The following is a 23,314-nucleotide window of genomic DNA, read 5'->3' as shown; positions in this document are numbered from 1 at the left end:
GTCATGAAAGACGCTTCGACTTCCCGCTCCGCCGGCCGGGCTCATCCGGCCGGCGCGAGTTCGACGGTGCGTGACCGGCTGCTCGAACATACGTTCGACCTGATCCGCAAGCGGGGCTTCAACGGCTTCAGCTATCGCGATCTGGCCGAGCGTGTCGGCGTCAAGACGTCGAGCATCCACTACTACTTCCCGACCAAGGAAGACCTGGCGCTCGAAGCGGTGAACGCCTACAGCGAGCGTGCCGCGCGCTATCTGGCCGACATCGATCCGACGCTGCCGCCGCTGCAGCAGGCCGAACGCTATCTGGCATCGTGGCGGCGCGAATGTGGCGGGCAGCAGGTATGCCTGGCGGGCATGCTGTCGACAGAGGCGCTGTGCCTGCCCCCGGTGGTGCATCGCGCGCTGCAGGAGTTTCATCGGATCAACGAAAGCTGGCTGACGGCGCTGCTGGATCGCGCACGCGAGCAGAACGGGGCCGATGCGCAACCGGCAATCAGCTCGGCGGCGCTGGCGCAGGTGTTGTTCGCCGCGCTGCAGAACAGCCTGGTGTCCGTGCGATTGTTCAATCAGGCCGAGCGCCTCGAGCCGGCGGCGAATCTGCTGCTGGCAGCGGTGGCAGGGTCCAATGCCTCGGCGTTGGTCTCGGCGGCTTCCGTCGAAACCGGGGCGGACGAGCCGAACAACGACCCGCATAACGAGCCGAACAGCGAGCCGAACAACGAGCCGAACAACGAGCCGAACAACGAGCCGCAGGCCCTCAACGCGGCGTCGGCCTGAGCGCCGGCGCATCGACGAAGGCGTGATCTTCCGGCTCGCCGTTTTCCCCATAGCCCAGCCATCCCGCCAGCCGCGGCCAGCGCGTCGCGGCGGCGCGGGCCGCCTGGGCTTCCTGCTCGTCGACATAGCGTTGCGCGGCAAAGCCCGGCACCTTCATCGCCAGCGCCTCGATATCGTTGTTGGGCCGCGGCGTGTGCCGCGCCCGCAGGCCGCGCCGCGGTCCGCCGCGCTTGCGCTCGCCATCCGTCATTTGCCGTCCACCCATACGCCGTCGGGCGTGCGTACCACGTAGCCGGTTCCGCGCTTCATCATCACGGTCGCCTCGTTCTCGCCGACCATCCGCGTCTGCGGCAGGTCCGCCGCATACTGCGACGGCGCGGGCGCGCCTTGCCGGAACGGACTGTCCGCAACCAGATTCGACAACAGCTGCGACAGCGCCAGATAGCTGCTCGGCGCGTGAATCGTCACCGGGCCGGTGGCGGCTTTGTCGTTGCCGCCTGCATCGGCACCCTGCAACCCGATCAGCTTGACCCCCACCGGCACATGGACGATCCGCGGCGTGGGAATCTCCCGCATGCCGGCGATCTGGTTGGCATCGCCACGCAGCGCCGCGCCGTGCTCGGGCACGAACACCACCACCGCCTTGCGGCCAGACTGCGCGATCATCGCGATCAGCTTGTCGATATCGTCGAGCAGCCGCGTCAGCCGCAGCGGATACGACTGGATGCTGGTCAGCTTCGAATCCGGCAGGCGGTTGCCGTCGTGCAGCGTGACCGTGTTGTAGTACAGCGCCTGCGGTCCGCCGTTCTGCGCGAGCCGCGCCTTGTACCACTTCTCCAGTACCGCGAAGTCGCCGAGGATCGGCGAATTGTCGAAGGCCCGCATTGCCGGCGGCACGCCGTCGACCGGCACATGGGTGACGTTCGGAATGCCGATTTCCTTGTCGACGAAGCCACGGAAATTGTCGAAGCGGCCATCGTGGTTCATCAGCACGCGCGTATCGAAGCCGGCCTGCGCCAGCGCCTCGAACAGATGGCATTGCCCCTGCGCCGGGGAGTACAGCGCCTGGTGCGGCTGCTGGCCGCACGCCGCGCGCAGCAGCCGGATCGCGGCCGGACCGCTGTAGCTCGCCGCCGAGCTGAACTCGGTGAACAGATAGTCGAAGCGCGACAGCAGCGGGTGATTGCGCGCCTTGGCGACATCGAGATCGTCCCAGGACAGCGAACAGACGTGCAGCACGATGATGTCGAACTGACTGTCGGGCGAGGCGCTGATCGGCGTGAACGCGACCTGGCGCGTGGCCTCCTGCGCGCGAAAGGCGTTCAGCTGCGCCTCGTTGTCGCCCACTTCGGCCGGGCTGTCGATCCGCATGGTCGGGGCCGGCCGTTGCGGGCCGCGCGCCGCGCCGGTGCCGGTTGCCGCCGTCCCGGTTGGCACCGTGCCGGTGCCTTGCCACAGCGGCACCACGATCAGCGCGAGCAGCACGAAGGTGGTGACGCGGACCCAGCGGTTGATCACCAGATAGCCCAGCGTGACGACGATCGCGCCCAGCACCAGGTTCGGACTGACGAAGCGCTGCAGCAGTTCGAGCAGATAGGCCGGCGTGAAGGCGCTGAGGTTCGAGAACTGCGACATCACGCGCGCGAACGGCGGCAGGTTCGATTCGTGGTACAGCAGCGCCACGCCGACCACCACCGCCAGCACCTGGCGCAGCACGCGCAGGCCGCGGTGTTCGAGCGGCAGCACGAGCCACAGCGCGAACAGCAGGTTGAGCAGCCAGCGCGGCTGCACCTGTCCGATCGCGAACAGGTACAGCTTGGCGGCGAAGTAGAGGTTCCAGAGTCCCATATGGATCGCAGGATGTGCAGTTCGGGCGTGTGGTCTGTCGAGGCGGCCGCCGGCTCATGACTGGCGCGTTCGCCGCCGTGCCAGCGCGGCCTCGAGCATGTCGAGCGCGGCGTCGTACAGCCGCAGGAAGCCCTGATATCCCATCTCGATGACCTCCTTGAGCCCGCGCAGCGGCGCATCGCGCGGCTGGTCGTCGAGCCAGTCGATCCACGCGTCGGCACGGCCGAAGGTGCACTGGATCAGCTGGGTCTCGGCTTCCGGGCTCAGGTCCTGCATCCGCACGCCGAGGTGGCGGTTGACGTTGCGCGCCACCGTGGCGGCGAAGTGATATTCGCGCGCGCCCCGCGACAGGCAGACGCCGACGCGGTCGCCCTCGTTCAGTGCCACGTCGATCGGCAGCAGCAGCCCCAGGCCGCCGAGCGAATAGTCCTCGGTCTTGCAGGCCAGCGTGGTGCCATCCGGCAGCAGCAGCGTGGCCGGCACGCGCATCGGAATCCGGTGCGACACGCGCACCTGGCGCGCTTCCTTGGCGACGCCGATCGCGGCGCCCAGCATCAGCAGGTTGACGCTGGCCCAGACCATGTTCATCACCACCGTGCCCGGTTCGGTGGTCGTGCCCATCAGCAGCCGGCCCACGCCCATGCCGAGGCCGATCACGTTCAGTGCGAGCAGCAGCAGATAGGGCTTGGAGATCGTCCAGTCCAGATAGTCGTCCTCGATCCGCCCGCCCTTGGCCGTCACGTTGAACTTGCCCAGCCGCGGATTGATGAAGGCCATCGTGGTCGGCAGCACGATGTACCACGCGAGCACCGACTCGTAGACCTCGGCCCAGAACGAGTGGCGATACTTGCCCTGGATGCGCGAGTTCGTGATGTTGGCGATCACCAGATAGGGCAGCACGTAGGCCGCGATCATCGCCGCGGAAGTGTTGATCACGTGCATGCCGAACACCAGATAGGCGAGCGGCATCGTCAGGAAGATCAGCCGCGGGATGCCGTAGAAGAAATGCAGCATCGCGTTCGAATAGCACAGCCGCTGGAACAGCTTGAGCCCCTTGCCGAGCAGCGGGTTGTCGATGCGGAAGATCTGCGCCATGCCGCGCGCCCAGCGGATGCGCTGGCCGATATGGCTGGCCAGGCTTTCGGTGGCCAGGCCCGCCGCCTGCACCGTGCGCAGGTACGCCGTGTTGTAGCCGCGCCGGTGCAGCTTGAGCGCCGTGTGCGCGTCCTCGGTCACCGTCTCGACCGCGATGCCGCCGATTTCGGCCAGCGGCGCGCGCTTGATCACCGCGCACGATCCGCAGAAGAACGCCGCGTTCCACAGGTCGTTGCCGTCCTGGATCAGCCCGTAGAACAGGCTGCCCTCGTTGGGCACGCGGCGGAAGGTATCGAAGTTGCGCTCGAACGGATCGGGCGAGAAGAAGTGGTGGGGCGTCTGTACCATCGCGCAGCGCGGATCGGCGATGAACTCGCCCATCGTCATCTGCAGGAAGGAGCGCGTCGGAATGTGGTCGCAATCGAAGATCGCGATGTAGTCCCCCTGCGTGACCGACAGCGCATGGTTGATGTTGCCGGCCTTGGCGTGGCGATTGTCGCCGCGGGTCAGATAGTGAATTCCGGCCTGCTCGGCGAAGGCCTGCATCTGCGGCCGGCGGCCGTCGTCGAGCAGGTAGATGTTCAGCTTGCCGCTGGGCCAGTCGAGGCTGCGCGCGGCGTAGACGGTCGGCTGCACCACCGACAGCGGCTCGTTGTAGGTCGGGATATAGACGTCGACCGTCGGCCATTGCGCGGGGTCGGCCGGCATCGGCTTGGGCCGGCGCGACAGCGGCCAGGCGGTCTGCACATAGCCGAGGATCAGCACCAGCCAGGTGTAGGCCTCGGCGGCGAACAGCAGATAGCCGATGGTGACCTCCATCGGCGTGGCCAGGTCCAGCGTCTCGGTGGCGCGCCACCAGATATAGCGCAGCGTCATCAGCAGCGACAGCGCCATCATCGTCAGCGTGGGGAAGCGCCCCGGAATCTTGCGCAGCACCATTACCGCGATCCAGACCAGCGCGAACACCGTCAGCTGTCCGCCCAGCGGCAGCGGCGTGGTGCACAACACCAGTCCGGTCAGCGCGGCCAGTACCAGCAGCGTGGGCGCGAGGCCGCGCACGCGATGCACCAGCGCGGCCACATGTGCGAGGCCGCTGCTGGCGCGCATCCAGTCGACGCGCGGCAGCCGCGCCGCCAGCCGGCGCCGCTTGCGCGCGACGTAGCGGTAGGCCGGCTCGAGCCGGTGATCGAGCCAGCGGCGCAGCGCCGATTGCGGCGGCGGCTGTTCCGGCAGGCTGCGCCGGCGCGTCGGCGCTGCCAGTCGCCGGCGCGGGCGGGGCGGCCGTACGAAGAGCCGCCATACGCGGCGCGGCAGGCTATGCCGCGGATCGATGCCGAGACGCTCGGCGCCGCGGCGCGACAGCCAGGCGGCGAACTCGGCCGGCCAGTCGCGCTTGCCGGGCCGCGCCGGGCGGAAGAACAGGCGCACCAGCCAGTCGCCGCGCGCCGGCTGCTCGCCAAGGTCCAGGCCTTGCGCCAAGGCGGCACGCAGCCGCAAGGTCAGGTCGAGCAGCACGCCGAGAATCATCGATGCGCCTCCGCATCGGCCGCGGCCGAGCCGAGCGATGCCGCGACCCACTGCGACAGCCAGGCCGCGATGCCCTGCAGATCGTGCGCGGCCTGCGAATGCGGCATCGCGCGGCAGAAATTCTCGCCGCGCGCGAGCGCTTCGGGCAGGCCGTGATCCAGGTGCACCTGATAGGGCAGCAGCCGCTCGCGCAGCCGGGTGCGCAGCAGCGCCAGCACATCGCCATGCAGCTGGCGCGCCGGCTGGACCCGCGTTGCGACCACGCGATAGGGCAGGGCGATCCGTTCCAGCGCGTGCTGCAGGCGCGGGAGCGTGGCGCACACTTCGGGCTCGGGCGGCGCCAGCACCAGTGCCAGATCGGCGGCCGCGAGGGCCTGCGCGGCATGCGGGGCCGGCCAGGCCGGCGTATCGACCAGCACGATGCCGTCGTCTGGCAGGTCGACCTGCGCCAGCAGCGTGCGCAGCCAGTGCGGCCGCTCGAGCAGGCATCGCGTGGCGGCGGCCTCGGCATTGGCGTCGGCATTGGCATCGGCGTCGGCGTCGGCATTGGCGCCACCGTCATTGCGATCGGCGCCGCCATGCACACCATCGGCCTGACCCCACGGCAGCAGCAGCACGTCGTCGTCGCTGCGCAGCGCCGCCGCGGCCCAGTCGCTCGCCGATGGCCGCAGGGCCGCGTCGACCAGTCCCCGTTCGACGGGCTCGCGCAGGCCGAAATGCAGGCCCAGCAGATTGCGCGGATCGCATTCCAGCGCCAGCACGGCATGCCCGCGTCCGGCCAGCAGCGAGGCCAGCGCGGCGGTCACCGTGCTGCGGCCCGCGCCGCCGACCGGCGCGACGATGGCGATCGTCTTCATCGTGTGCCGTCCTTCGGCGCCTGCCACCGCTTGCCGCGGATCACGATGCCTTCGAGTTGAGGCGGCAGCCGCACCGCGCGGCGCTGGCGCGGCTGGAACCAGCGCGGCAGCGCACGCATCAGGTCCAGCTTCCAGATCAGCCAGGCGACCGGAGCGGCCAGTATCAGGCCCCAGATGAAATATCCGATGAAGACGCGCATGGCGAGGCTATTCCCTGGCTTTGAGCGGCACCGCGGCCGGTGTCGGCACGGTGCGGGGTTTGGCATGCGAGGCGGCGTGGGCCGATGCGGACGGCCGCAGTGCATCGAGCGGGGACAGCAGCGGCAGCGCGGGCGTGGCGCGTTCGGCCGACGAGGTACCGGCCGCGGCGCGCGGGGGTTCGCTCACCGGCATCGTCGACACTGGTGCGCCTTCCTCCGGCGTCGCGCTCGCCTGTTCCCTTGCCTGCAGCCAGCCACTGTAGTCGGGCAGTGCCCGCTCCTGCGCCTGCTGCGCGAATGCGTTCAGCGCGGCCTCGATGGTCGGCGCATCGCCGCAGCGCAGCTCGCCCGAGAACAGCGCCTCCAGCGGCCGCTGGAACACGCGCCGGCAGACTGCGTCGGCGTCGTCGAGCCGGCAGGCGAAGAAGAACACATAGATGCTGTCGGCGTCCGCGCTGCAGATGTCGCCGGTGCGGTTCATCCGGCAGGCGCGCAGCGCGTCGATATGCGCGACTTCCGGCAGCAGCGTGAGGCGCAGCAGCACATGCGGCAGCCGGATCGTGCGCCCCTGTTCGACGGCGCCGCGCACCGTGTCGATGAACTCGGCCGGCGGCACATAGCCGCTCGCCGAGCCGGTCAGCACCGCCGAGAGCGCGGTGCGGTAGTCCGCCGGCAGCGGGCGCGAGAACACCTGGCCCTGCACGCCTTCGAGCATCGCCTGGACGCGCGCGAACGGCGTACGGCGGGCGATCACCAGGTTCGCGCCGAGATTGAGCAGCAGCAGCTCGTAGTGCTGCCGCATCGCCTCCTGGTCCTCGCGCACGACGATCTTCAGCGCGCTGCCGCGCGTGCGCCGCAGCCGGTGCACCTGTTCGGCCAGCGTCTCGAAGGCGCGGTTGCCGTGGTAGTGCAGCAGCACGGTCGCCGCCACCGCGCCGCTGGCGCTCGCCACCGCGGCCTCGTTGCTGTCGACCAGTTGCCAGGACTCGGGCACCCAGCGCTCGTGCGCGACCGCATCGCGGCAGACGATCACGCGGTGTTCGTCCGGCGCCAGCAGGCCGGCCGCCGCCGCATCGCCGCCTTCGCCTTCCACGCCGGCGCCGCTGACCATCAGCCGATGCTCGTCGGCCGCGAAGCGCAGCGGCAGCGAACGGCCGGCGAGCACCGCCTCGCGCTCGCGCCAGAACGCGACCTCCCAGGTGTATTGGCCCTGCACCTGCGCCAGATGCGCGGCGCCGGCAAAGCGCGCGTGCAGGCTGCCGAGATCGGCGGGCCGCCGGGTATCGTCGATGTCGTCGGTCGGCGGGGCCAGCACCAGCAGCAGCGACAGCCGTTCGCGCTGGCACCATGCGGCCAGCCTGGCGCCTTCGCGCGACAGGCGGGCGCCGTCGTTCCATGAAAAGCAGGCCTCGGCGCCCTCGACCATCATCACGCTGTGGCGGGCCGCGCATTGGTCGGCCAATGCCTGCAATGCATCGATCAGCGTGTCGATGCCGGCGCCGCGCCCGCTTGCGCGCAGCCCGCACAGATTGGCGCGATGATGCAGCGCGCCGGCGACGTCGATATCGAGCCCGTGCTCGCGCAGTGCCTGGGCAATGCCGTCGGCGGGACGGGCGGACAGCACCGTGGCGGGTCCGCGCAGCGCAGTGGCGGCGGTTTGCCAGAACAGCGCATCGCGCGCCGGCGACGGCGCGGCGTAGACGATATGCACATGGCCCGGCGCCAGCGCCGCGAGTTCGGCGGGCAGGCCGTCGATCGCCAGCGCGGGCCGCGCCTGCAGCCGCGCGAACAGCGCCGAGCGCGGCGGCGCGGGCGCGGTCGATGCAGCCGAGTCCGGGGTCAGGGAAGTGGCGGCGGGCCTCGTCGATGGGCTCATCGTTCGTCGATCCGATCTAGTACGAGGAATACGGCCGCACCGGCTCGGGCGGGAAGGGCACCGGTCCGCGTTGCGGTTCGAAGTGATAGCGCAGGTACGCGATCGCGCGATTGGGCGCGTAATCGCGCGAGCGGTCGATCTGCAGCGCCATGCCGGCGACCCACTTCGGCGCGAAGCGGTATTCGACCGCGGCCAGCGCGGTATAGCTGAAGCCGCCGCCATTACCGCCGCCGAACGTCCGGTTGCCTGACAGCGCCTGCAGGTCCGGCCGCGTCGGATAGAAGGGCATGTCCTTCTCGTAGGTATCCGACCAGCCGGCCGAGCCGCCCAGCCGCCACGACCAGGCGCCGCGCCGCCCGGACCATTCGAGCGGTACCGACAGCGACAGATAGCGCTGCGGGCTGTAGTAGCCGCCGTGGCCGAACGTGTAGTAGCGCAGGTTTTCCTGATAGCGCCAGTAGTTGACCACCAGGCCGCTGGTCACGCGCTGGTGGCGCGCCTGCAGCAGCGGCCAGTCGAAGCCGGCGCGCACCGTGAATTCGCGGTTGGTGCGGACGTTATGCCCGGTCAGCACGCCGGAGCCGACGGTGGCGAACACGCTGCCGCGGCCGACGTCGTGCGAATAGCCGAGCGTGACGCCGTTGCGCACCACGCCGCCCCAGCGTTCGCCGCTGGCCGGATCGATCGCGCCCGCGTAGGAAATCAGGCTGCTGGTCACCGCGCGGCGCGACACGTCGATGGTGGCCGCGGCGCGGTTCAGTTCGGCGCGATAGCGCAGGCCGCCGACCACGGACTGCTGCAGGAAGCCGAGCGGCGTCGTGCCGAGGTCGGCGCGCCAGCTGTCGTAGGCGCCGTTGTATGCATAGCCGGCGGCCAGCGCCACGCCCTTGTCGCTTTGCCCGCGCGGTGCGATGCCGGTGCTGCCGCGCGCGGCGATCTGGCCAAACTCTTCGGCGCCGCTGGCGTCCATGCGCAGCGTGCCGGCATCGAGCAGCACGGTGTCGGCGTGGAAGAACGCGTGGCCGGTGTAGCCATGTGGAATCCGCACGTACAGCGGGATTTCGGTCGCGCTCAGCTCGGAAATGCCGCTGTCGCCCGACTTGCGCGAGAACAGCGTGGCGGTCGCGACCTGTCCGTCGCGGCGCGCATCGAGGTCCTGCAGCGCGCGCTGCGCGGCGGTGCCGCCGGCCATGGGCGCTGTGGCGTCGGCCTGCTCGAGCGTGCGGGCCCGCCGGTACAGCGAAGCCGCGTCGTCGAAACGGCCGCCGGACTGCGCGATCCGTCCCTGCTGCACGACGATATCCGCGCGCTGCGGATAGCGCTGGCGCAGGGGTTCGACCACCGCGGCCGCTTCGCTTTCGCGGCGCAGCGCGGTCAGACGGCGCGCCGCCGACAGTCGCGTATCGATATCGTCCTCGGCCGTGCCGGCCAGCACCTCGCGCACGATGCGCAGCGCTTCGTCATTGCGTCCGCCGCGTTCGGCCAGCCGCGCCAGCGTCAGGCGCGCGTCGGCATCGTCCGGGTTGCGCGCCAGCACCGTGCGCGCGGCAGCGGCGGCGCCGTCGAGATCGCCCTGGCGCTCGCGCACGTCGGCGAGCGCCAGCGACCAGCGCGGGTCCTGTTGTTGCTCGGCCGGTACCGCCGCCAGCACGCGCAGCGCCCCGGCAGCATCGTCGTCATCGAGACGGCGGTCGGTATCGCGCAGCGCGAGACGCAGCGCCTGGTCGCCGAGCGCGGCACGCTGCGCGGGCTCGAACGCGCCGCGTTGGCCGCGGCTTTGCATGTCGCGATCCCGCAGGTCTTCGAGCCAGGCACGCAGCGCCTCGTCGCGCCCGGCGGCGGCGAGCAGTTCGCCGTAGCGCAGCCGCACGCCGATCGCCGGAGCGTCGGGATGGGCGGCCAGCCACTGCTGCACCAGCCCGAGCCCATAGTCGGACTCGCCGAGGGCGATCGCCTCGCGGCCCACGGTGGCGAGCATCTGCGGATCCGCCTGCGTCGCCTGCGCGGCCTGCCGCAGCAGCGCACGGGCCTCGTCGGGCCGGCCGGCGGCCAGCGCCAGGCGGCCCTGTCGCAGCAACTGCTGCGCGTGCAGATTGCCGCCGAGCTCGCGCATGCCTTCGGTGCGCTCCGCTTCGGGAATCTGCGCGAGCAGCGCGGCCGCGGCATCCGGGTCGTCGACGGAATTCAGGTACAACGCGCTCGCATGGCGCATGTCGGCGTTCGGCGCGAGGCGCAGGCCCTCGTCCATGGTCTCGCGGCCCAGGGCCGGCAGCCCGAGATCGCGATAGGCCCGTGCCAGCGTGTAGCGTGTCCACGGTGCGTCGGGGGTCAGCCGCAGCGCTTCCTCGAGTCGGGCGATGGCCGGGCTCGCGCGGCGCTCGGCCAGCAGCTGGTCGGCCTGCCGCGTCAGCAGCTCGGCGCGCAGTTGGCGCAGCGTCTGCGCATTCGCCGGCGATGTCTGCAGGCGCGCCTCGGTGGCGGCCAGCAGCGGATCGATCTCGGCCCCGCGGCCGTTGTTCTGCAGCAGCGTCACCAGCCGGCGCAGCGCGCCGGGGTCGGGCATGCGGCCGGCGAGCTGCTGGCGCAGCAGCGTCTCGGCCTCGGCCTCGCGCTGCTGGGCAACGAGCGCGTCGGCGAGGATCACCAGCGCATCGGCGTTGTCCGGTTGGCGCGCCAGCGCCTGTCGGGCCAGTGTCTCGGCTTCGCCGGGCTTGCCCTGCGTGCCGGCCAGCCGCGCACGGGCGATCGTGCCCCAGAAGGTGGCGGTGTCCAGCAGGCTGCGCCACTTGTTGCGCTGCTCGGGATCGAGCTGCAGCGCGCGGGAAAACAGGGCGCGCGCTTCGTCGTGACGGCCCTCGCGCAGCCGCACCAGCCCGAGGCCACCGACCACCTCGGCATCGTTGCCGCGTGTGCGCATCGCCTGCTCGAAGGCGGCCTGCGCTTCGGCGAGATTGCCGCGCTCGAGTTGGCGCAGTCCGCGCTGGCGCGCCTGGTAGGCGGGATCGGCCAGCATGCGCCGATGCGCCTCGCGCCTGGCCTCGAGTTCGGCCAGCGTCTGCCGCGCGATGTCGTCGTCGGGCGCTTCCTGCAGATAGCGCTCGAACCAGACCGCGTAGGCGGGATCGTCGCTGACGCGATACAGCGTGCGGCGCCAGATATCGAGCGCGGTCTTGCGGTCGGCGTCGGTGCGCTGGCTCAGCCGGTACAGCAGGCCGAGGCCTTCGGCGCGCGTGGCGGGACGATCGGTCAGCAGGTCGCCCAGCACCAGCGCGAGGCGCGCATCGTCGGGCCGCTGCGCCAATTGCCGGCGCAGTTCCGCGATCGCGCGCGGACGGCCCGCGTCGGTGCCGGCCAGGATGCGGTAGTAGTCGATTCCCAGCTCGCCCTGCGGCGGCCCGTCGGGAAACAGCTTATGCAAACGTTCGAGCGCTTCCTTCTCGTTGCCGCCGCGCGCAAGCATGCGCACCGTCGCCATTTCGCGCTTGTCCTGCGTGGCGATGCGGTAAGTGTCCTCGAGCTCGCGGGTGGCCGGGTGTTTCGGATGGTGCTGCCGCAGACGCTGCAGGATCCGTTGGGCTTCGGCGGGGCGGTTCGAACGCAATTCGATCTGCGCCAGCAACAGCAGCGCATCGGGCTGCTGCGGCTCGATCGTCAGGATCTTGTCGAGCGCGTTGCGCGCCAGATCGGCGCGGTTCTTGGCTTCCCACATGCGCGCCGACGACAGCAGGCGCGCCAGTTCCGCGTTGGCGGAAGGGGCGACGGCGGGCGCAGCGGCGGTCTGCGCGGTGGCCGGCAGCGCGGGAACGATCAGTACCGCGGCGGCGGAGATCAGCGGCGAGCGGGACATGTCGCGGTCCAGGCCGGCGTCAGCGCGCCATCGGCTTCGAAACGGTACAGGCCATCGAGATGGCCGAGCGCGAACAGCGCCAGCACCTGGCTGTAGTAGCCCAGCGGCTGCTCGGCGGCCAGCTTGCGCATCCGCTCGACCTGGCGCTGCGCCGCGCCGGTCTCGCCGAGCGCTGCCAGATACGGCGCTACGGCGGCGGAAAAACCGGCATTGCCGGAATTCGGCCCGACGGTGCCGGAGCGGGTATCGACGCGTTCGGGCGGATGCCCGTGCGCGATCGTGTAGTCGGCCATCGGGCGATAGGCCTTCAGCAGCGGCCCGCGCAACGGGTCCTGTGGCGACAGCGTGCCCGCCCACAGATAGACGCGGATCGCGTTGTAGGCGCCTTCCGCCTGCGTCTGCTGGTCCGGACGGAAGCCCGGCTTGGCGCCGCCGTGATACTCGACCCAGTCCGGCGAAAAGCCGCGCGGCGCGGTATCGAGCAGCAGCCGGGCGGAGCTCGACAGCAGCTGGATCCATTCGGGCTGTTGCGGCCACAGCGCGGCGAAGCGGCGCATCAGCTGCGGCGGCACATAGCTCGGATTGAGCCGCCACAGCGTCGGCGAAGGATGAAAGCCCACCGGGCCGGGCAGCAGCGTGCGGCCCAGCCCCGGCAGCAGCGCGCTTTCACGCTGCAGCACCTGGCGCGCGATCACGGTGCCGAGCGCGGTGTAGCGGCGCTCCTGCCAGAGCCGGCCGGCCTCGAGCAGCGCGTAGGCGATCCACAAATCGGCGTCGGAGGCGGGGTTGGTGTCGAGCACGCCCCAGCTTTCCGGCTTGCCGTCGGCCGCCTCGCGCTTGCCCCAGATCCACGCAGGCAGGCGCGAAGCGAGGTCGCCTTCGGCCAGGTTGTTCTCGGTCCAGGCCAGCAGCCGCTCGAACGTTGGCCGGTCGTTGGCGACCAGCGCGAAGAACAGCGCATAGGCCTGTCCCTCGGACACCGTGGTCTGCTGCGGCGTGCTGGCGTCGATCACGCGGCCGTCGGCGCTGACCGTGTCGCGCTTGAAGCTGTCCCAGGCGGGCCAGGGGCAGGAGGCCGCGGCACAGCCGAGCGACGCCGTCAGCAGCGCCGCGCCGAGCAGCGCGCGCGAAGCCGCCGCGAGCCGGCGGAGGTTGCCGCGCAGGCACGCAGCCATCGCGAACCCCGCCATCGCGAACCTCGCCATCTCAGCCCCCGTTGCGCCGCGCGGCCAGCCGGGACAGCGCCCAGAACGCGCTCAGCGCCACCGCGAGGCCGGCCAGGATGCCGGCAATGCCGAGGAAGACCGGGTGCGAGGACACCCGCACCCAGACCCGCGCATACCAGGGGAAATCGCCGACGAAATAGCGCTCGCCGAGCCGCAGGCCTTCGACTTCCTTCGCACGCACCACGGTCAGGTCGCCGCGAATCTGCGCGACCTTGGTCGGATCGTCGAGGGCATCGAGCACATCGCCGAGCCGGTCGGCCTCGGTCGCGGTCACCGCGATCACGCTGTGCCGTTCGCGAAAAGGCGATTCGAAGCCGACCAGCGCGGCCAGCGGACCGTCGGCCGACAGGATTGCGCGCCCGGCCGGCGTCATCGCCTCGGGTTCGCTGTCGCTGAGCCAGTTCGACCATGCGCTGGCGCGCTGGTCGCGCAGCGCCATCTCGGTCTTGCCGCGCGCGATCATCAGCGGCAGCGACTTTCCCCAGCGCGCCAGCAGCTCGCCCGCGCTCCCGTTGCCGACGATCAGCAGATTGCGCTGGCCGACCGCTTCGACGTCCTTCGCGGGCACCACCGACACGCGCAGCGCCGGCAGTCCGGTCCAGCGGCCCATATGGCCGAGCAGCGTCAGCAGGGCCTCCTGGTCGATCGCGCGCGGGGCGTCGGGCAGCACCACCGCGGTATCGGCCAGATCGGCCAGCCGCGTGAACGGATAGCCGCTGTTGGCGAAGAAGGCGAGGTTCGGCATTGCGGCGTAGTGCGCGAAGCCGCTGAAGTCGATGCTCGAGTCGGGGTCGATCGCTGCGCGCGCGACCTTGGCCGGCGTCGAGGCGCACAGGCCGGTCTTCTGCGAATCCAGGTGAAAGCGGAACTGCATCTGGTTGTCGCTGCCGACGCGGAAGGCCGGCACGCGGATCTCGTTGGAGACCACCGCGTCGCTGCCCGACAGCAGCGGCACACTGACCAGATTCTCGTCGTCGCTGCCCGACAGCGGCCGCAGCCGATACGAGCGCACCAGCTGCTCGTTGATATCGACGTTGAGCACCGAGTCGTTGTACGTCGACGGCGCCGTATAGCGGTATTTGAGGTTCAGCGGCACGCTGCGCTGGTTCCAGCCGTACAGGTCGGCCGGCACGCGCAGGTTGACGCGGATCGCCTGCGGATCGTTGCCCGACACCTGCAGCTGCTGCGGATCGGTGACCAGCTCGCGGAACAGCACCGGACGATCGACCGGCGCCCAGTTCGGCGCGTCATACGGCGCGCGCGGCGGCCCCAGGTCGACGGTCTGGATCGACGCCTGGCGGCCCGCCATCGCGGCCTTGCCGAGCACCAGCGCATTGGCGGCGGTCGTCAGTTCCTCGGCATTGCGGCCGGCGATGACCAGCAGCTTGTGGTCGGGACTGTTCGGATTGGGCATCACCGTGACCGTCGGGCCGGCGATCTCGCGCAGCCCCAGCGCGGCCGCGGCGGGGCCGGGCAGCGTCAGCATGATCGCGTGCTGGCCGGCCGGCGCGCTGCGCGCCACCGGGAAGCGCGCGCCGCGATAGTCCGCCAGCGCACCCAGCCACGATGCCACCACGCCGGCCGCGCGCAGCGTCGCCATGTCGGCGTTCTCCGCCAGTACGAACGGCACCGTGACGCGCCGGTTGTCGCGGCGATCGAAAAAAGGCAGCGGCAGCAGCGCCAGATTGTCCGGCAGCCGCAGCGCGGCGGTGGTCAGCGTCAGCGCGCTGTTGGCGCTGATATCGGTCCACAGCGCCGAATGCGCGGCGTCCTCGCAGTGGTCCACCGTGTAGTGGCCGATGAATTCGATCGCCAGCCGATTGAAATCGGTAAACAGCCGCGGCTCCAGCGCAATGTCGCGTGTGACCTGCTGGCCCGCGCGATTCGCTTCCAGCGGCAGCGTGGCGACGACCTCGTCGTTCAGCTTGATCTTCAGATGCGACAGCGGATAGATCAGCGAGGGCGAATACGTATAGTGCAGCCGCAGCGTGGCACTGGTGACGACCTCGTCCGCACGGATGCCGACATTGAGCACGCGTTCGGGGTCCAGTCCGCGCAGCGCGATCGGGCCGTAGGCGCCCATCTCGGCGACCGTCAGCGTCTGCCGGCGCGTCGGCGTGCCGGCCGGCGCGGACGCGGCGGCGGGCGCGGCGCCGACGCCGGAGGCGGCGCTGCCCTGGCTGCTCGGACCTTCGACTGCGGAATTGGGGGAGGCGGGTTGGGAGTGGGCCGGCGGCAATGCCATCGCGGCCAGAAGCCATGCCGTGGTCAGCATGGCGCCACGCCGGCGCGGCGTGGCGACAGTCGAATCGATCCTCGTCATCAATGCCAAATAAACGATGAACGCCCGTTGTGCGTCCGTCTGGCCAGGTTCCCCTCGATAGCAGCGGCGGGGGCGGCGCTCTGTGGCAATACGATGCGCCTTGTCCGGCGGAGTCTACACGAATGTCGACGCGGGTCCGCTGTGGCGGGATGGCAAGGGGCAACAAAAACGTCCGCCTTGCGGGCGGACGTTGGATCGTTGCCACATGGGGCGTGGCCGGCGGCGAGATGGTCGACGAGACCGTCACGGAAGCCGCCGGCCATGTCGGGGGATCAGTGCGCGAACAGCCAGATCAGGACCAGCACGAAGGCCGGTACACCCAGCAACCAGGCGAGGATATAAGGCATGGTTTCGCTCCTTGTCGTGAACTCCATGGCTTCACTATAGGGAGCGCGGGCGGGGCCTACTGTCGGGACCGCTCTGCTAGGCTTGTAGGACTGGGCCGACCGGGTGTCCGCGGGGCTGCCGGTATCGCGGACGGGGATCGATGCGCCGCATCAATGCAGGCACGGGCCCATTTCCGCTTGATTTGGGCCCGCATTCCGCCCGCTTCCCGCCTGCTTCCCGCCTGCTTCCCGCCTGCTTTTCACCTGTTTTCCGCATGTTGCCGGCGCGCTTGCGCTCAATCCTCGTCGTCTTCGCTGTCGAGGAAGTCGCGCCGGATCATCCAGTTGCGGATGGCCTCGTCGCAGACCTTCTTCAGCTTCTGGCGGTCCGGCAGCTTGTCGAACAGCTCGAAATTGACCAGCGCCATGCCTGCATCGGTGATGTAGAACAGGCGCGCGGGGTCGTCGTAATGGACGATGCGGCCGTCGATGCCCGACTCGTCGCTCTCGGTCGGCATGTCCTCGAGCTCGACCACGCGGCAGGTGAAGCGCGGGCTGCGGGTATGGGTCAGATACTCGAATTCGTCGTGCATCACTTCGCCCCCCTTGCCGGTGGCGATGGCGAAGCCCCAGATGAAGCGGGGCATCGGCAGATCGGACAGATCGTCTATCTCGTCCATGGTGTTCTCCCTGATTCGATGACCCGCATTATCGCTCGGACACCATGGCCGCGCCCACCCTCCGCCTGTCTGGCGCCGCGCCGCTATCGCCGGGCGCGGCAGTTCGCGTAGACCGGCGGCGCGTTTTCGCCCTGCGTGATGTCCTGCAGCATGCCCTCGTCGCCCTTGGTCCACCAGACGTGCTGGCCATGCGCATAGCGTGCGCCCGATGCGCTCAGGACGGAGACGAACAGCAGCGGCTTGCCGTCGAGCCGCAGGATCGCGATCTGGTTGTCGGCGCTGTTGAAATAGCGCGCGGTCAGTTGCTTGCCGTCATCGCAGCGGTAGCGCACGGTGACCGGCGCATCGAAGCGCACGCCGTCGATGCCGGGACGGGCCCGTGCCGGCGCGGCGAAGGCGGCCGCGGCGAAGGCGGCGGCGAGCAGCGCGGCGCCGGGAAGCCGGGCGGCGCGGACAAAGGGCAGGGAGATGGCCATATCGGTTCGTTCGGCAGAGGGCGGTCGAGGGAATCGATGAGCAGGCTCGTCGCGCGTGACGCTCAACGTTGCCCGCCGGCATCGAGCCGATAGCTGGCCGCGAGCTTGCGCACGCTGTCGACCTCCGCCTGCTGCCAGGCGGTGTCGTGCCCCAGTTCTTCGGCGAGGATCGCCGCCACGCGCGGGGCCGCCGCCTCCGCCGCGCGGGCGTCGAGGAACAGCAGCCGATTGCGGCGCGCGACCACGTCCTCGACCTTGCGCGCCAGCTCATAGCGGGCGGCGAAGCGCACGTGCGCCTCGGTCAGGCCCGATTCCGGTGCGAGCACGTTGTCGGCGCCGGGCAGGCTGCGCAGCAGCCCGAGATCGCCGCCATAGTAGCGGTCCGGCGCGTTCAGGTTGGCCTGTTGTCCGGCCCACGCGCCGGCGCCATGCAGCGGCAGGTCGGCGGTCACGCAGGGCGCGGCGCGCAGCATCTGGCGGCGAATCGCGGTGTCGATCACGTCCTCGGCCATCTTGCGATAGGTGGTCCATTTGCCGCCGGTCACGGTGATCAGGCCTGCCTTCGACACCACGATCGTGTGTTCGCGCGACAGCGAGGCGGTCGAGCTTTCGCCGGTCGCCTTGACCAGCGGGCGCAAGCCGGCCCAGACGCTGGTGACATCGTCGCGAGTGGGATCGCGCGACAGGTAGCGCGCGGCAGTTTCGAGGATGAAGTCGACGTCGTCATCCTCGGCGCGCGGCTCCAGCGGCAGATCGCGTCGCGGGGTGTCGGTGGTGCCGACGATCGTGTGGCCGTTCCAGGGCACCAGGAACAGCACGCGGCCGTCGTCGGTCTTGGGCACCAGGATCGCGCGATCGCCGGGCAGGAAGCTGCGCGGCAGCGTCAGGTGTACGCCCTGGCTGGGCGCGACCATCATCTGCGCGCGCTCGTCCTCCATGCGCCGCACCGCATCGACCCAGACGCCGGTGGCATTGATCACGCATTCGGCATGCAGCGTCAGTTCGGCGTCGCCGAGCGCGTCGCGCACCGTGACGCCGCCGACCACGCCAGCCTGCATCACGAGTCCGGTCACGCGGGCATAGTTCAGCGCGACGCCGCCCAGATCGAACAGCGTGCGCATCAGTGCGATCGCCAGCCGTGCATCGTCGAACTGGCCGTCGAAATACAGATTGGCACCGCGCAGCGGCCGCCCGCCGACATGCTCGGCCAGTGTCGGCGCCGCGGCCAGCGCCTGCTGGTGGTTCAGCCAGCGGCTGTCCATCAGATTGCGGCTGCCGGCCAGCATGTCGTAGACCTTCAGGCCGATGCCATAGAACGGCTGGTCGAACAGTTGGTAGGCGGGGACCACGAAGCCCAGCGGCCACACCAGATGCGGCGCGTTGCGCGCGAGCATGCCGCGCTCCTGCAGCGCCTCGCGCACCAGGCCGATATTGCCCTGGGCCAGATAGCGCACGCCGCCGTGTACCAGCTTGGTGGCCTTGCTCGAGGTGCCCTTGGCGAAGTCGGCGGCCTCCAGCAGCAGCGTGCGGTAGCCGCGCGAGGCGGCATCGACCGCGGTGCCGAGGCCGGTGGCGCCGCCGCCGATCACGATCACGTCCCAGCGGCGCTCGCGCTCCAGCGCGGCGAGCAGCGCCGCGCGATCCGGGGGCAGGGTAGGGTTGGGTGTCTGCATGGCGAAGGTGAGCGGTGCGAATCGGATCGGGGGTGGCGGTGGCGGTTCTGCCGCGCGTCGGCCGATCGTCGGATCGTCGGTGATAGGCGATTATCTGATGGTGCGAGCGAACGCGTTCAGCTGGTCGCCGAGGCGGTGGCGGATGCGGGATCATCGCGCGCCCAGTCCCGCGCGCGCTCCACCGCGCGATGCCAGCGCGCGAGCTGGCTGGCGCGCGCATCGGCGGACAGCCGCGGCTCGAAACGCTGTTCGATCTGCCACTGGCTGGCCAGTTCCTGCTGGTCGCGCCAGAAGCCGCTGGCCAGGCCCGCCAGATAGGCGGCGCCCAGCGCGGTGGTTTCGGTGACGCGCGGGCGCACGACCGCGGTGCCGAGCAGATCGGCCTGCATCTGCATCAGCAGGTCGCTGCGCGAGGCGCCGCCATCGACGCGCAGTTCGGCCAGCGCGATGCCGGCATCCTTCTGCATGGCGTCGAGCACGTCGACGCTCTGCAGCGCGATCGCCTCGAGCGCGGCGCGCGCGATCTGCGGGCGGCCCGTGCCGCGCGTGATGCCGATCAGCGTGCCGCGCGCAAACGCGTCCCAGTGCGGCGCGCCGAGTCCGGCAAAGGCGGGGACCAGCACCACGCCGCCGGTGTCGTCGCATTGCCGCGCCAGCGGCTCCACCTCGGGCGCGCTCTGGATGATCTGCAAGCCGTCGCGCAGCCACTGGATCGTCGCGCCGCCCATGAAGACGCCGCCTTCGAGGCAATACTGGGTGGTGGCTTGCGCGCAGCCTTGCCCGCCGCCGGCGGACGGACCGAGCTGCCAGCCGATCGTCGTCAGCAGCCGGTTCTGCGAGACCACCGGCGCCGATCCGGTGTTCATCAGCAGGAAGCAGCCGGTACCGTAGGTGTTCTTCGCCATGCCGGGCGACAGGCAGGCCTGGCCGAACGTGGCCGCCTGCTGGTCGCCGGCGATGCCGGCGATCGGCAGCTCGGCGCCGAACACGCGCGCCGCGGTGCGGGCGGCCTCGCCGCTGGACGGCACGACTTCGGGCAGCAGGCTGCGTGGGATGTCGAGCAGCGCCAGCAACTCGTCGTCCCAGCGGAATTCATGGATGTTGAACAGCATCGTGCGCGACGCGTTGGAGACGTCGGTCACATGGCGCGCGCCATCGGTCAGCTGCCAGATCAGCCAGCTGTCCACCGTGCCGAAGGCCAGCTCGCCCCGCGCCGCGCGTTCGCGCGCGCCGTCGTAGTGGTCGAGCATCCAGCGCAGCTTGGTGCCGGAAAAATAGGCGTCGATGACCAGACCGGTCTTCGCGCGGAAGCGCTCGCCATGGCCGTCGCGCTGCAGCGCCTCGCACATCGGCGCGGTACGGCGGTCCTGCCATACCAGTGCGCGGCCGACCGGCTCGCCGGTGCGGCGGTCCCACAGCACCGCGGTCTCGCGCTGGTTGGTGATGCCGATCGCGCGGATCTGGCGCGCGGACACGCCGGCGCCGTTCAGCACCTCGTGCGCGACCGCCAGCTGCGATTGCCAGATCTCGTAAGGGTCGTGCTCGACATGGCCGGGCTGCGGGTAATATTGCCGGAATTCGCGCTGGGCGATCCGCACCACATTGCCGGCATGATCGAACAGGATCGCACGCGAACTGCTGGTGCCCTGGTCGAGCGCCAGGATGTATTCGCCGCGCGCTGGCGTCGTGCTGTCGGTCATGGCTGCCATCCTGCTGATTTCAATGATTCCGTGGTTCCGTGTTTGCTGACAGCGGCGCCGCGAGTAGAACGTCCCTGCCGGGCGCCAACATGTCGATGTCCCGTTCCCACGACCTTGCCCAACGCATTGCCGCCAACCTGAGCGCGCGTTCGCGCTTCGATCCCGCCCAGCATCTGCGCCTGACCATCGACGGCCTGCAGGTCGGCTGGCTGCCGCGCCGGCATGCGCAGACGCTGCGCGAGCTGGAAGGGGCCGAGGGCATCGACTTCGCGGTGCTGGGCGCCGAAACGGCCGACGCGGTCGTCCTGCTGCCGCGGATCGATGGTTTCGATGCGCGTACCGCGGCGCTTGCCACGCTGGCCCGCCGGCTGGCCGCGCACAGCCTGCTGCGCGGCTGGCGCGATGAAGCGTTTGCCGTCACGCCGGCGCTGGACCATCCGGCGCTGGCGGTGATCGAACGCGCCGCGGCGCGCTATCTCGGCCTGTTGACCTTCGCCTCGCACATGAACGGCATCGTGGCCGGCGAGCGCACGCTGTGGATCGCGCGGCGAAGCGACAGCAAGGCCGTCGATCCCGGCATGTGGGACAACCTGGTCGCCGGCGGCATGCCGCATGGCAGCGATCCGCTGGCGACGCTGGTGCGCGAATGCGACGAGGAGTCCGGCATTCCCCCGTGGCTGGCGGCCCAGGCGCAGGCCCACGGCACGGTGCAGGTGCTGCGCGAAATCGACGAGGGCGTGCAGTGGGAAACGGTCTATCTGTACGACCTGGAACTGCCGGCCGACTTCGTGCCGCACAACCGCGACGGCGAGGTCGCCGAGCACCGGCTGGTGGGGCCGGACGCCGCGCTTGCTATCATGGCGGATGGCGCGATGACGCTCGATGCCACGCTGGTGACGCTCTGTGCGCTGCGCCGGCGCGGTTGGGCGCCGCCGGTACCGGGCTTCGCCGACTAGCGCAGCCGCGCTGTACCGGGCCCCGTACGGCGCGCGGCAAGGCGGCCGGTTCGCCGGGCGCGCCCCCTCCAGAGAACCCCAACGATGAGCAATCCAGGCTTTATTCTGACCATTTCGTGCCCCGATCAGCCGGGCATCGTGCATGCCGTTTCGGGACTGCTGTTCCAGCACGGCTGCAATATCGTCGATTCGGACCAGTACGGTGACGAGTACACCGGTCGCTTCTTCATGCGCGTGCATTTCACCGCGGCCCCGGGCGGTCCGGAGCTCGGCGCGCTCAAGAGCACGTTTGCGCCGGTCGGCGAGCAGTTCTCGATGCAGTGGGAGCTGTTCGATGCCGCGATCAAGCCGCGCGTGATGATCATGGTGTCGCGCATCGGCCATTGCCTGAACGATCTGCTGTTCCGCGCCAAGAGCGGGCAGCTGCCGGTCGAGATCGCGGCCATCGTGTCGAACCACCGCGATTTCTACCAGCTGGCCGCGTCCTACGACATTCCGTTCTTCCATCTGCCGCTGATGAACGCGTCGGCCGAGCAGAAGGCCGCGCAGGAGGCCAAGGTGTTCGAGGTGGTGCAGGACCAGAAGATCGACCTGGTCGTGCTGGCGCGCTACATGCAGGTGCTGTCGAACGACCTGTGCCGCAAGCTCGAGGGCCGCGCGATCAATATCCACCATTCGTTCCTGCCCAGCTTCAAGGGCGCCAAGCCCTACTACCAGGCGCACGATCGCGGCGTCAAGCTGATCGGCGCGACGGCCCACTATGTGACCGCCGACCTCGACGAAGGCCCGATCATCGAACAGGAGATCGAACGCGTGGACCACAGCATGGACCCGGACCAGCTGACCGCGGTCGGCCGCGACGTCGAATGCGTCGCGCTGGCCCGCGCGGTCAAGTGGCATGCGGAACATCGCATCCTGCTGAACGGGCACAAGACGGTCGTTTTCAAGTAACGAGCGCTGTTGTCCGTTCCCCTGCCTCTGTCCTGCCTCTCCCGCATGCAGAGGGGAGAACACGGCCGGAACGGGCCGGCGTTCGTTCTCCGTCATCCCCGCGGCAGCCTCTGCGAATACCGGCGGCACGCGCGCGCCGGTCCCCCCGCTCCCGCGGGCGGGAGAGGGGCAGGGGAGCGCGCAGTGCCGCGCCTTATTCCCCCGCCACCACACACTTCACCCCGCTGTCCGCGACGATCTGCTCGAACGGCGCCCGCAACGGCTCGTCGGTGAAGAGCCGGTCGATCTGCGACAGGTGCGCCAGCTCGACCATCGCCTGCCGGTTGAATTTGGTCGCATCCGCGGCCAGCCAGACCTCGCGCGAATGCTCGATGATCGTGCGCGCCACCTTGACCTCGCGGAAATCGTAATCGCGCAGCGTGCCGTCGGCCTCGATCCCCGAGATGCCGATCAGCCCGATATCGACCTTGAACTGGCCGATGAACTCGACCGTGGCCTCGCCAATGATGCCGCGGTCGCGCGAACGCAGCACGCCGCCGGCCACGATTACCTCGCAGTCCTGGTTATCGGCCAGGATATTGGCGACGTGCAGATTGTTGGTGATCACGCGCAGGCCGCGATGATGGACCAGCGCGCGGGCGATCTCCTCGACCGTGGTGCCGATGTTCAGGATCAGCGAACAGCCCTCGGGCACCGCCGCGGCCACCGCGCGCGCGATGCGCGCCTTGCCCTCGGCATTGAGCAACTGGCGCTGGCGATAGGCGATGTTCTCGGTGGTCGAGCCATCCATCCGCACGCCGCCGTGAAAGCGCGCCAGCATGCCGTTCTCCGCCAGCAGGTTGACGTCGCGCCGGACCGTTTGCAGGGTCACGCCGAACTTGCGTGCTAGCTCTTCGATCGAGGCGAAACCCTGGCTGCGGACTTCTTCCAGAAGAGCGGTCTGGCGGGGATTGAGCGTCATGCCGGGATTCTAGTT

General features: G+C 70.0%; 16 protein-coding genes and 1 pseudogene. 3 read left to right on the top strand and 14 right to left on the bottom strand.

Features of this window, described 5'->3' with window-relative positions:
• Positions 1-3: 3 nt before the first annotated feature.
• Positions 4-621 (top strand): annotated as a pseudogene (locus F7Q96_RS14095) (TetR/AcrR family transcriptional regulator); the annotation flags it as partial.
• Positions 622-757: 136 nt separating this feature from the next.
• Here the strand turns inward: F7Q96_RS14095 and F7Q96_RS14090 are convergent.
• From F7Q96_RS14090 to glpK, 13 genes are all read right to left on the bottom strand, one after another.
• Positions 758-1,027 carry a hypothetical protein gene (locus F7Q96_RS14090; RefSeq protein WP_053822128.1) on the bottom strand — a complete coding sequence of 90 codons (270 nt, stop codon included), beginning with the start codon at positions 1,025-1,027 and terminating at the stop codon, positions 758-760.
• Entirely contained in the window at positions 1,024-2,625 is a 1,602-nt protein-coding gene (gene bcsG / locus F7Q96_RS14085) for a cellulose biosynthesis protein BcsG (protein ID WP_053822127.1), read from the bottom strand. The genes F7Q96_RS14090 and bcsG overlap by 4 nt, the downstream gene beginning before the upstream one ends.
• Before the next feature lie 54 nt (positions 2,626-2,679).
• Positions 2,680-5,247 carry a UDP-forming cellulose synthase catalytic subunit gene (bcsA, locus tag F7Q96_RS14080; RefSeq protein ID WP_151022863.1) on the bottom strand — a complete coding sequence of 856 codons (2,568 nt, stop codon included), beginning with the start codon at positions 5,245-5,247 and terminating at the stop codon, positions 2,680-2,682.
• Positions 5,244-6,104 (bottom strand): cellulose biosynthesis protein BcsQ, encoded by an 861-nt coding sequence (gene bcsQ / locus F7Q96_RS14075; RefSeq protein ID WP_053822126.1) that lies wholly within the window; start codon positions 6,102-6,104, stop codon positions 5,244-5,246. Before bcsQ ends, bcsA begins: the two co-directional genes overlap by 4 nt.
• Complete coding sequence (locus F7Q96_RS14070) at positions 6,101-6,304, bottom strand: hypothetical protein (RefSeq protein WP_053822125.1); 204 nt, start codon at positions 6,302-6,304, stop codon at positions 6,101-6,103. The genes bcsQ and F7Q96_RS14070 overlap by 4 nt, the downstream gene beginning before the upstream one ends.
• A 7-nt stretch (positions 6,305-6,311) precedes the next feature.
• On the bottom strand, positions 6,312-8,180 hold the full coding sequence (bcsE, locus tag F7Q96_RS14065) for a cellulose biosynthesis protein BcsE (protein ID WP_053822124.1): 1,869 nt from the start codon (positions 8,178-8,180) through the stop codon (positions 6,312-6,314).
• 16 nt (positions 8,181-8,196) lie between these two features.
• Positions 8,197-12,027 carry a cellulose synthase subunit BcsC-related outer membrane protein gene (locus F7Q96_RS14060; protein WP_053822123.1) on the bottom strand — a complete coding sequence of 1,277 codons (3,831 nt, stop codon included), beginning with the start codon at positions 12,025-12,027 and terminating at the stop codon, positions 8,197-8,199.
• A complete protein-coding gene (bcsZ, locus tag F7Q96_RS14055) occupies positions 12,009-13,202 on the bottom strand; it encodes a cellulose synthase complex periplasmic endoglucanase BcsZ (RefSeq protein ID WP_053823141.1) in 1,194 nt (397 codons plus the stop codon). Before bcsZ ends, F7Q96_RS14060 begins: the two co-directional genes overlap by 19 nt.
• 31 nt (positions 13,203-13,233) lie before the next feature.
• Positions 13,234-15,528: a cellulose biosynthesis cyclic di-GMP-binding regulatory protein BcsB gene (bcsB, locus tag F7Q96_RS14050; RefSeq protein ID WP_249041682.1), complete on the bottom strand. Its 2,295-nt coding sequence runs from the start codon at positions 15,526-15,528 to the stop codon at positions 13,234-13,236.
• Positions 15,529-16,198: 670 nt separating this feature from the next.
• Entirely contained in the window at positions 16,199-16,582 is a 384-nt protein-coding gene (locus tag F7Q96_RS14045; RefSeq protein WP_053822121.1) for a hypothetical protein, read from the bottom strand.
• Positions 16,583-16,665: 83 nt separating this feature from the next.
• Positions 16,666-17,058 carry an MliC family protein gene (locus F7Q96_RS14040; RefSeq protein ID WP_082371500.1) on the bottom strand — a complete coding sequence of 131 codons (393 nt, stop codon included), beginning with the start codon at positions 17,056-17,058 and terminating at the stop codon, positions 16,666-16,668.
• A gap of 62 nt (positions 17,059-17,120) precedes the next feature.
• Entirely contained in the window at positions 17,121-18,731 is a 1,611-nt protein-coding gene (locus F7Q96_RS14035; protein WP_151022861.1) for a glycerol-3-phosphate dehydrogenase/oxidase, read from the bottom strand.
• Between the two features lie 116 nt (positions 18,732-18,847).
• Entirely contained in the window at positions 18,848-20,431 is a 1,584-nt protein-coding gene (gene glpK, locus F7Q96_RS14030) for a glycerol kinase GlpK (protein WP_082371499.1), read from the bottom strand.
• A gap of 95 nt (positions 20,432-20,526) precedes the next feature.
• Between glpK and F7Q96_RS14025 the strand changes: the two genes are divergently transcribed.
• Both F7Q96_RS14025 and purU read left to right on the top strand, forming a co-directional pair.
• Entirely contained in the window at positions 20,527-21,387 is an 861-nt protein-coding gene (locus tag F7Q96_RS14025) for an NUDIX hydrolase (protein ID WP_082371639.1), read from the top strand.
• An 84-nt stretch (positions 21,388-21,471) separates the two neighbouring features.
• A complete protein-coding gene (gene purU, locus F7Q96_RS14020) occupies positions 21,472-22,338 on the top strand; it encodes a formyltetrahydrofolate deformylase (RefSeq protein WP_053822118.1) in 867 nt (288 codons plus the stop codon).
• A gap of 193 nt (positions 22,339-22,531) precedes the next feature.
• On the opposite strand, the gene F7Q96_RS14015 is transcribed toward purU, so the two are convergent.
• Positions 22,532-23,299, bottom strand: a complete 768-nt coding sequence (locus F7Q96_RS14015) for a DeoR/GlpR family DNA-binding transcription regulator (RefSeq protein WP_053822117.1) — start codon at positions 23,297-23,299, stop codon at positions 22,532-22,534.
• Between the last annotated feature and the right edge of the window lie 15 nt (positions 23,300-23,314).

Source organism: Cupriavidus gilardii (assembly GCF_008801915.1).
Taxonomy (GTDB): domain Bacteria; phylum Pseudomonadota; class Gammaproteobacteria; order Burkholderiales; family Burkholderiaceae; genus Cupriavidus; species Cupriavidus gilardii.
Note: the sequence above shows the minus strand (reverse complement) of the source record. Positions and strands in the feature narration are given on the sequence as shown.

Bases quoted from the DNA above. Each gene is read 5' to 3' on its own strand.
- F7Q96_RS14090 (WP_053822128.1), bottom strand. From the start codon at position 1,027: ATGACGGATGGCGAGCGCAAGCGCGGCGGACCGCGGCGCGGCCTGCGG.
- bcsG (WP_053822127.1), bottom strand. From the start codon at position 2,625: ATGGGACTCTGGAACCTCTACTTCGCCGCCAAGCTGTACCTGTTCGCG.
- bcsA (WP_151022863.1), bottom strand. From the start codon at position 5,247: ATGATTCTCGGCGTGCTGCTCGACCTGACCTTGCGGCTGCGTGCCGCC.
- bcsQ (WP_053822126.1), bottom strand. From the start codon at position 6,104: ATGAAGACGATCGCCATCGTCGCGCCGGTCGGCGGCGCGGGCCGCAGC.
- F7Q96_RS14070 (WP_053822125.1), bottom strand. From the start codon at position 6,304: ATGCGCGTCTTCATCGGATATTTCATCTGGGGCCTGATACTGGCCGCT.
- bcsE (WP_053822124.1), bottom strand. From the start codon at position 8,180: ATGAGCCCATCGACGAGGCCCGCCGCCACTTCCCTGACCCCGGACTCG.
- F7Q96_RS14060 (WP_053822123.1), bottom strand. From the start codon at position 12,027: ATGTCCCGCTCGCCGCTGATCTCCGCCGCCGCGGTACTGATCGTTCCC.
- bcsZ (WP_053823141.1), bottom strand. From the start codon at position 13,202: ATGGCTGCGTGCCTGCGCGGCAACCTCCGCCGGCTCGCGGCGGCTTCG.
- bcsB (WP_249041682.1), bottom strand. From the start codon at position 15,528: ATGCTGACCACGGCATGGCTTCTGGCCGCGATGGCATTGCCGCCGGCC.
- F7Q96_RS14045 (WP_053822121.1), bottom strand. From the start codon at position 16,582: ATGGACGAGATAGACGATCTGTCCGATCTGCCGATGCCCCGCTTCATC.
- F7Q96_RS14040 (WP_082371500.1), bottom strand. From the start codon at position 17,058: ATGGCCATCTCCCTGCCCTTTGTCCGCGCCGCCCGGCTTCCCGGCGCC.
- F7Q96_RS14035 (WP_151022861.1), bottom strand. From the start codon at position 18,731: ATGCAGACACCCAACCCTACCCTGCCCCCGGATCGCGCGGCGCTGCTC.
- glpK (WP_082371499.1), bottom strand. From the start codon at position 20,431: ATGACCGACAGCACGACGCCAGCGCGCGGCGAATACATCCTGGCGCTC.
- F7Q96_RS14025 (WP_082371639.1), top strand. From the start codon at position 20,527: ATGTCCCGTTCCCACGACCTTGCCCAACGCATTGCCGCCAACCTGAGC.
- purU (WP_053822118.1), top strand. From the start codon at position 21,472: ATGAGCAATCCAGGCTTTATTCTGACCATTTCGTGCCCCGATCAGCCG.
- F7Q96_RS14015 (WP_053822117.1), bottom strand. From the start codon at position 23,299: ATGACGCTCAATCCCCGCCAGACCGCTCTTCTGGAAGAAGTCCGCAGC.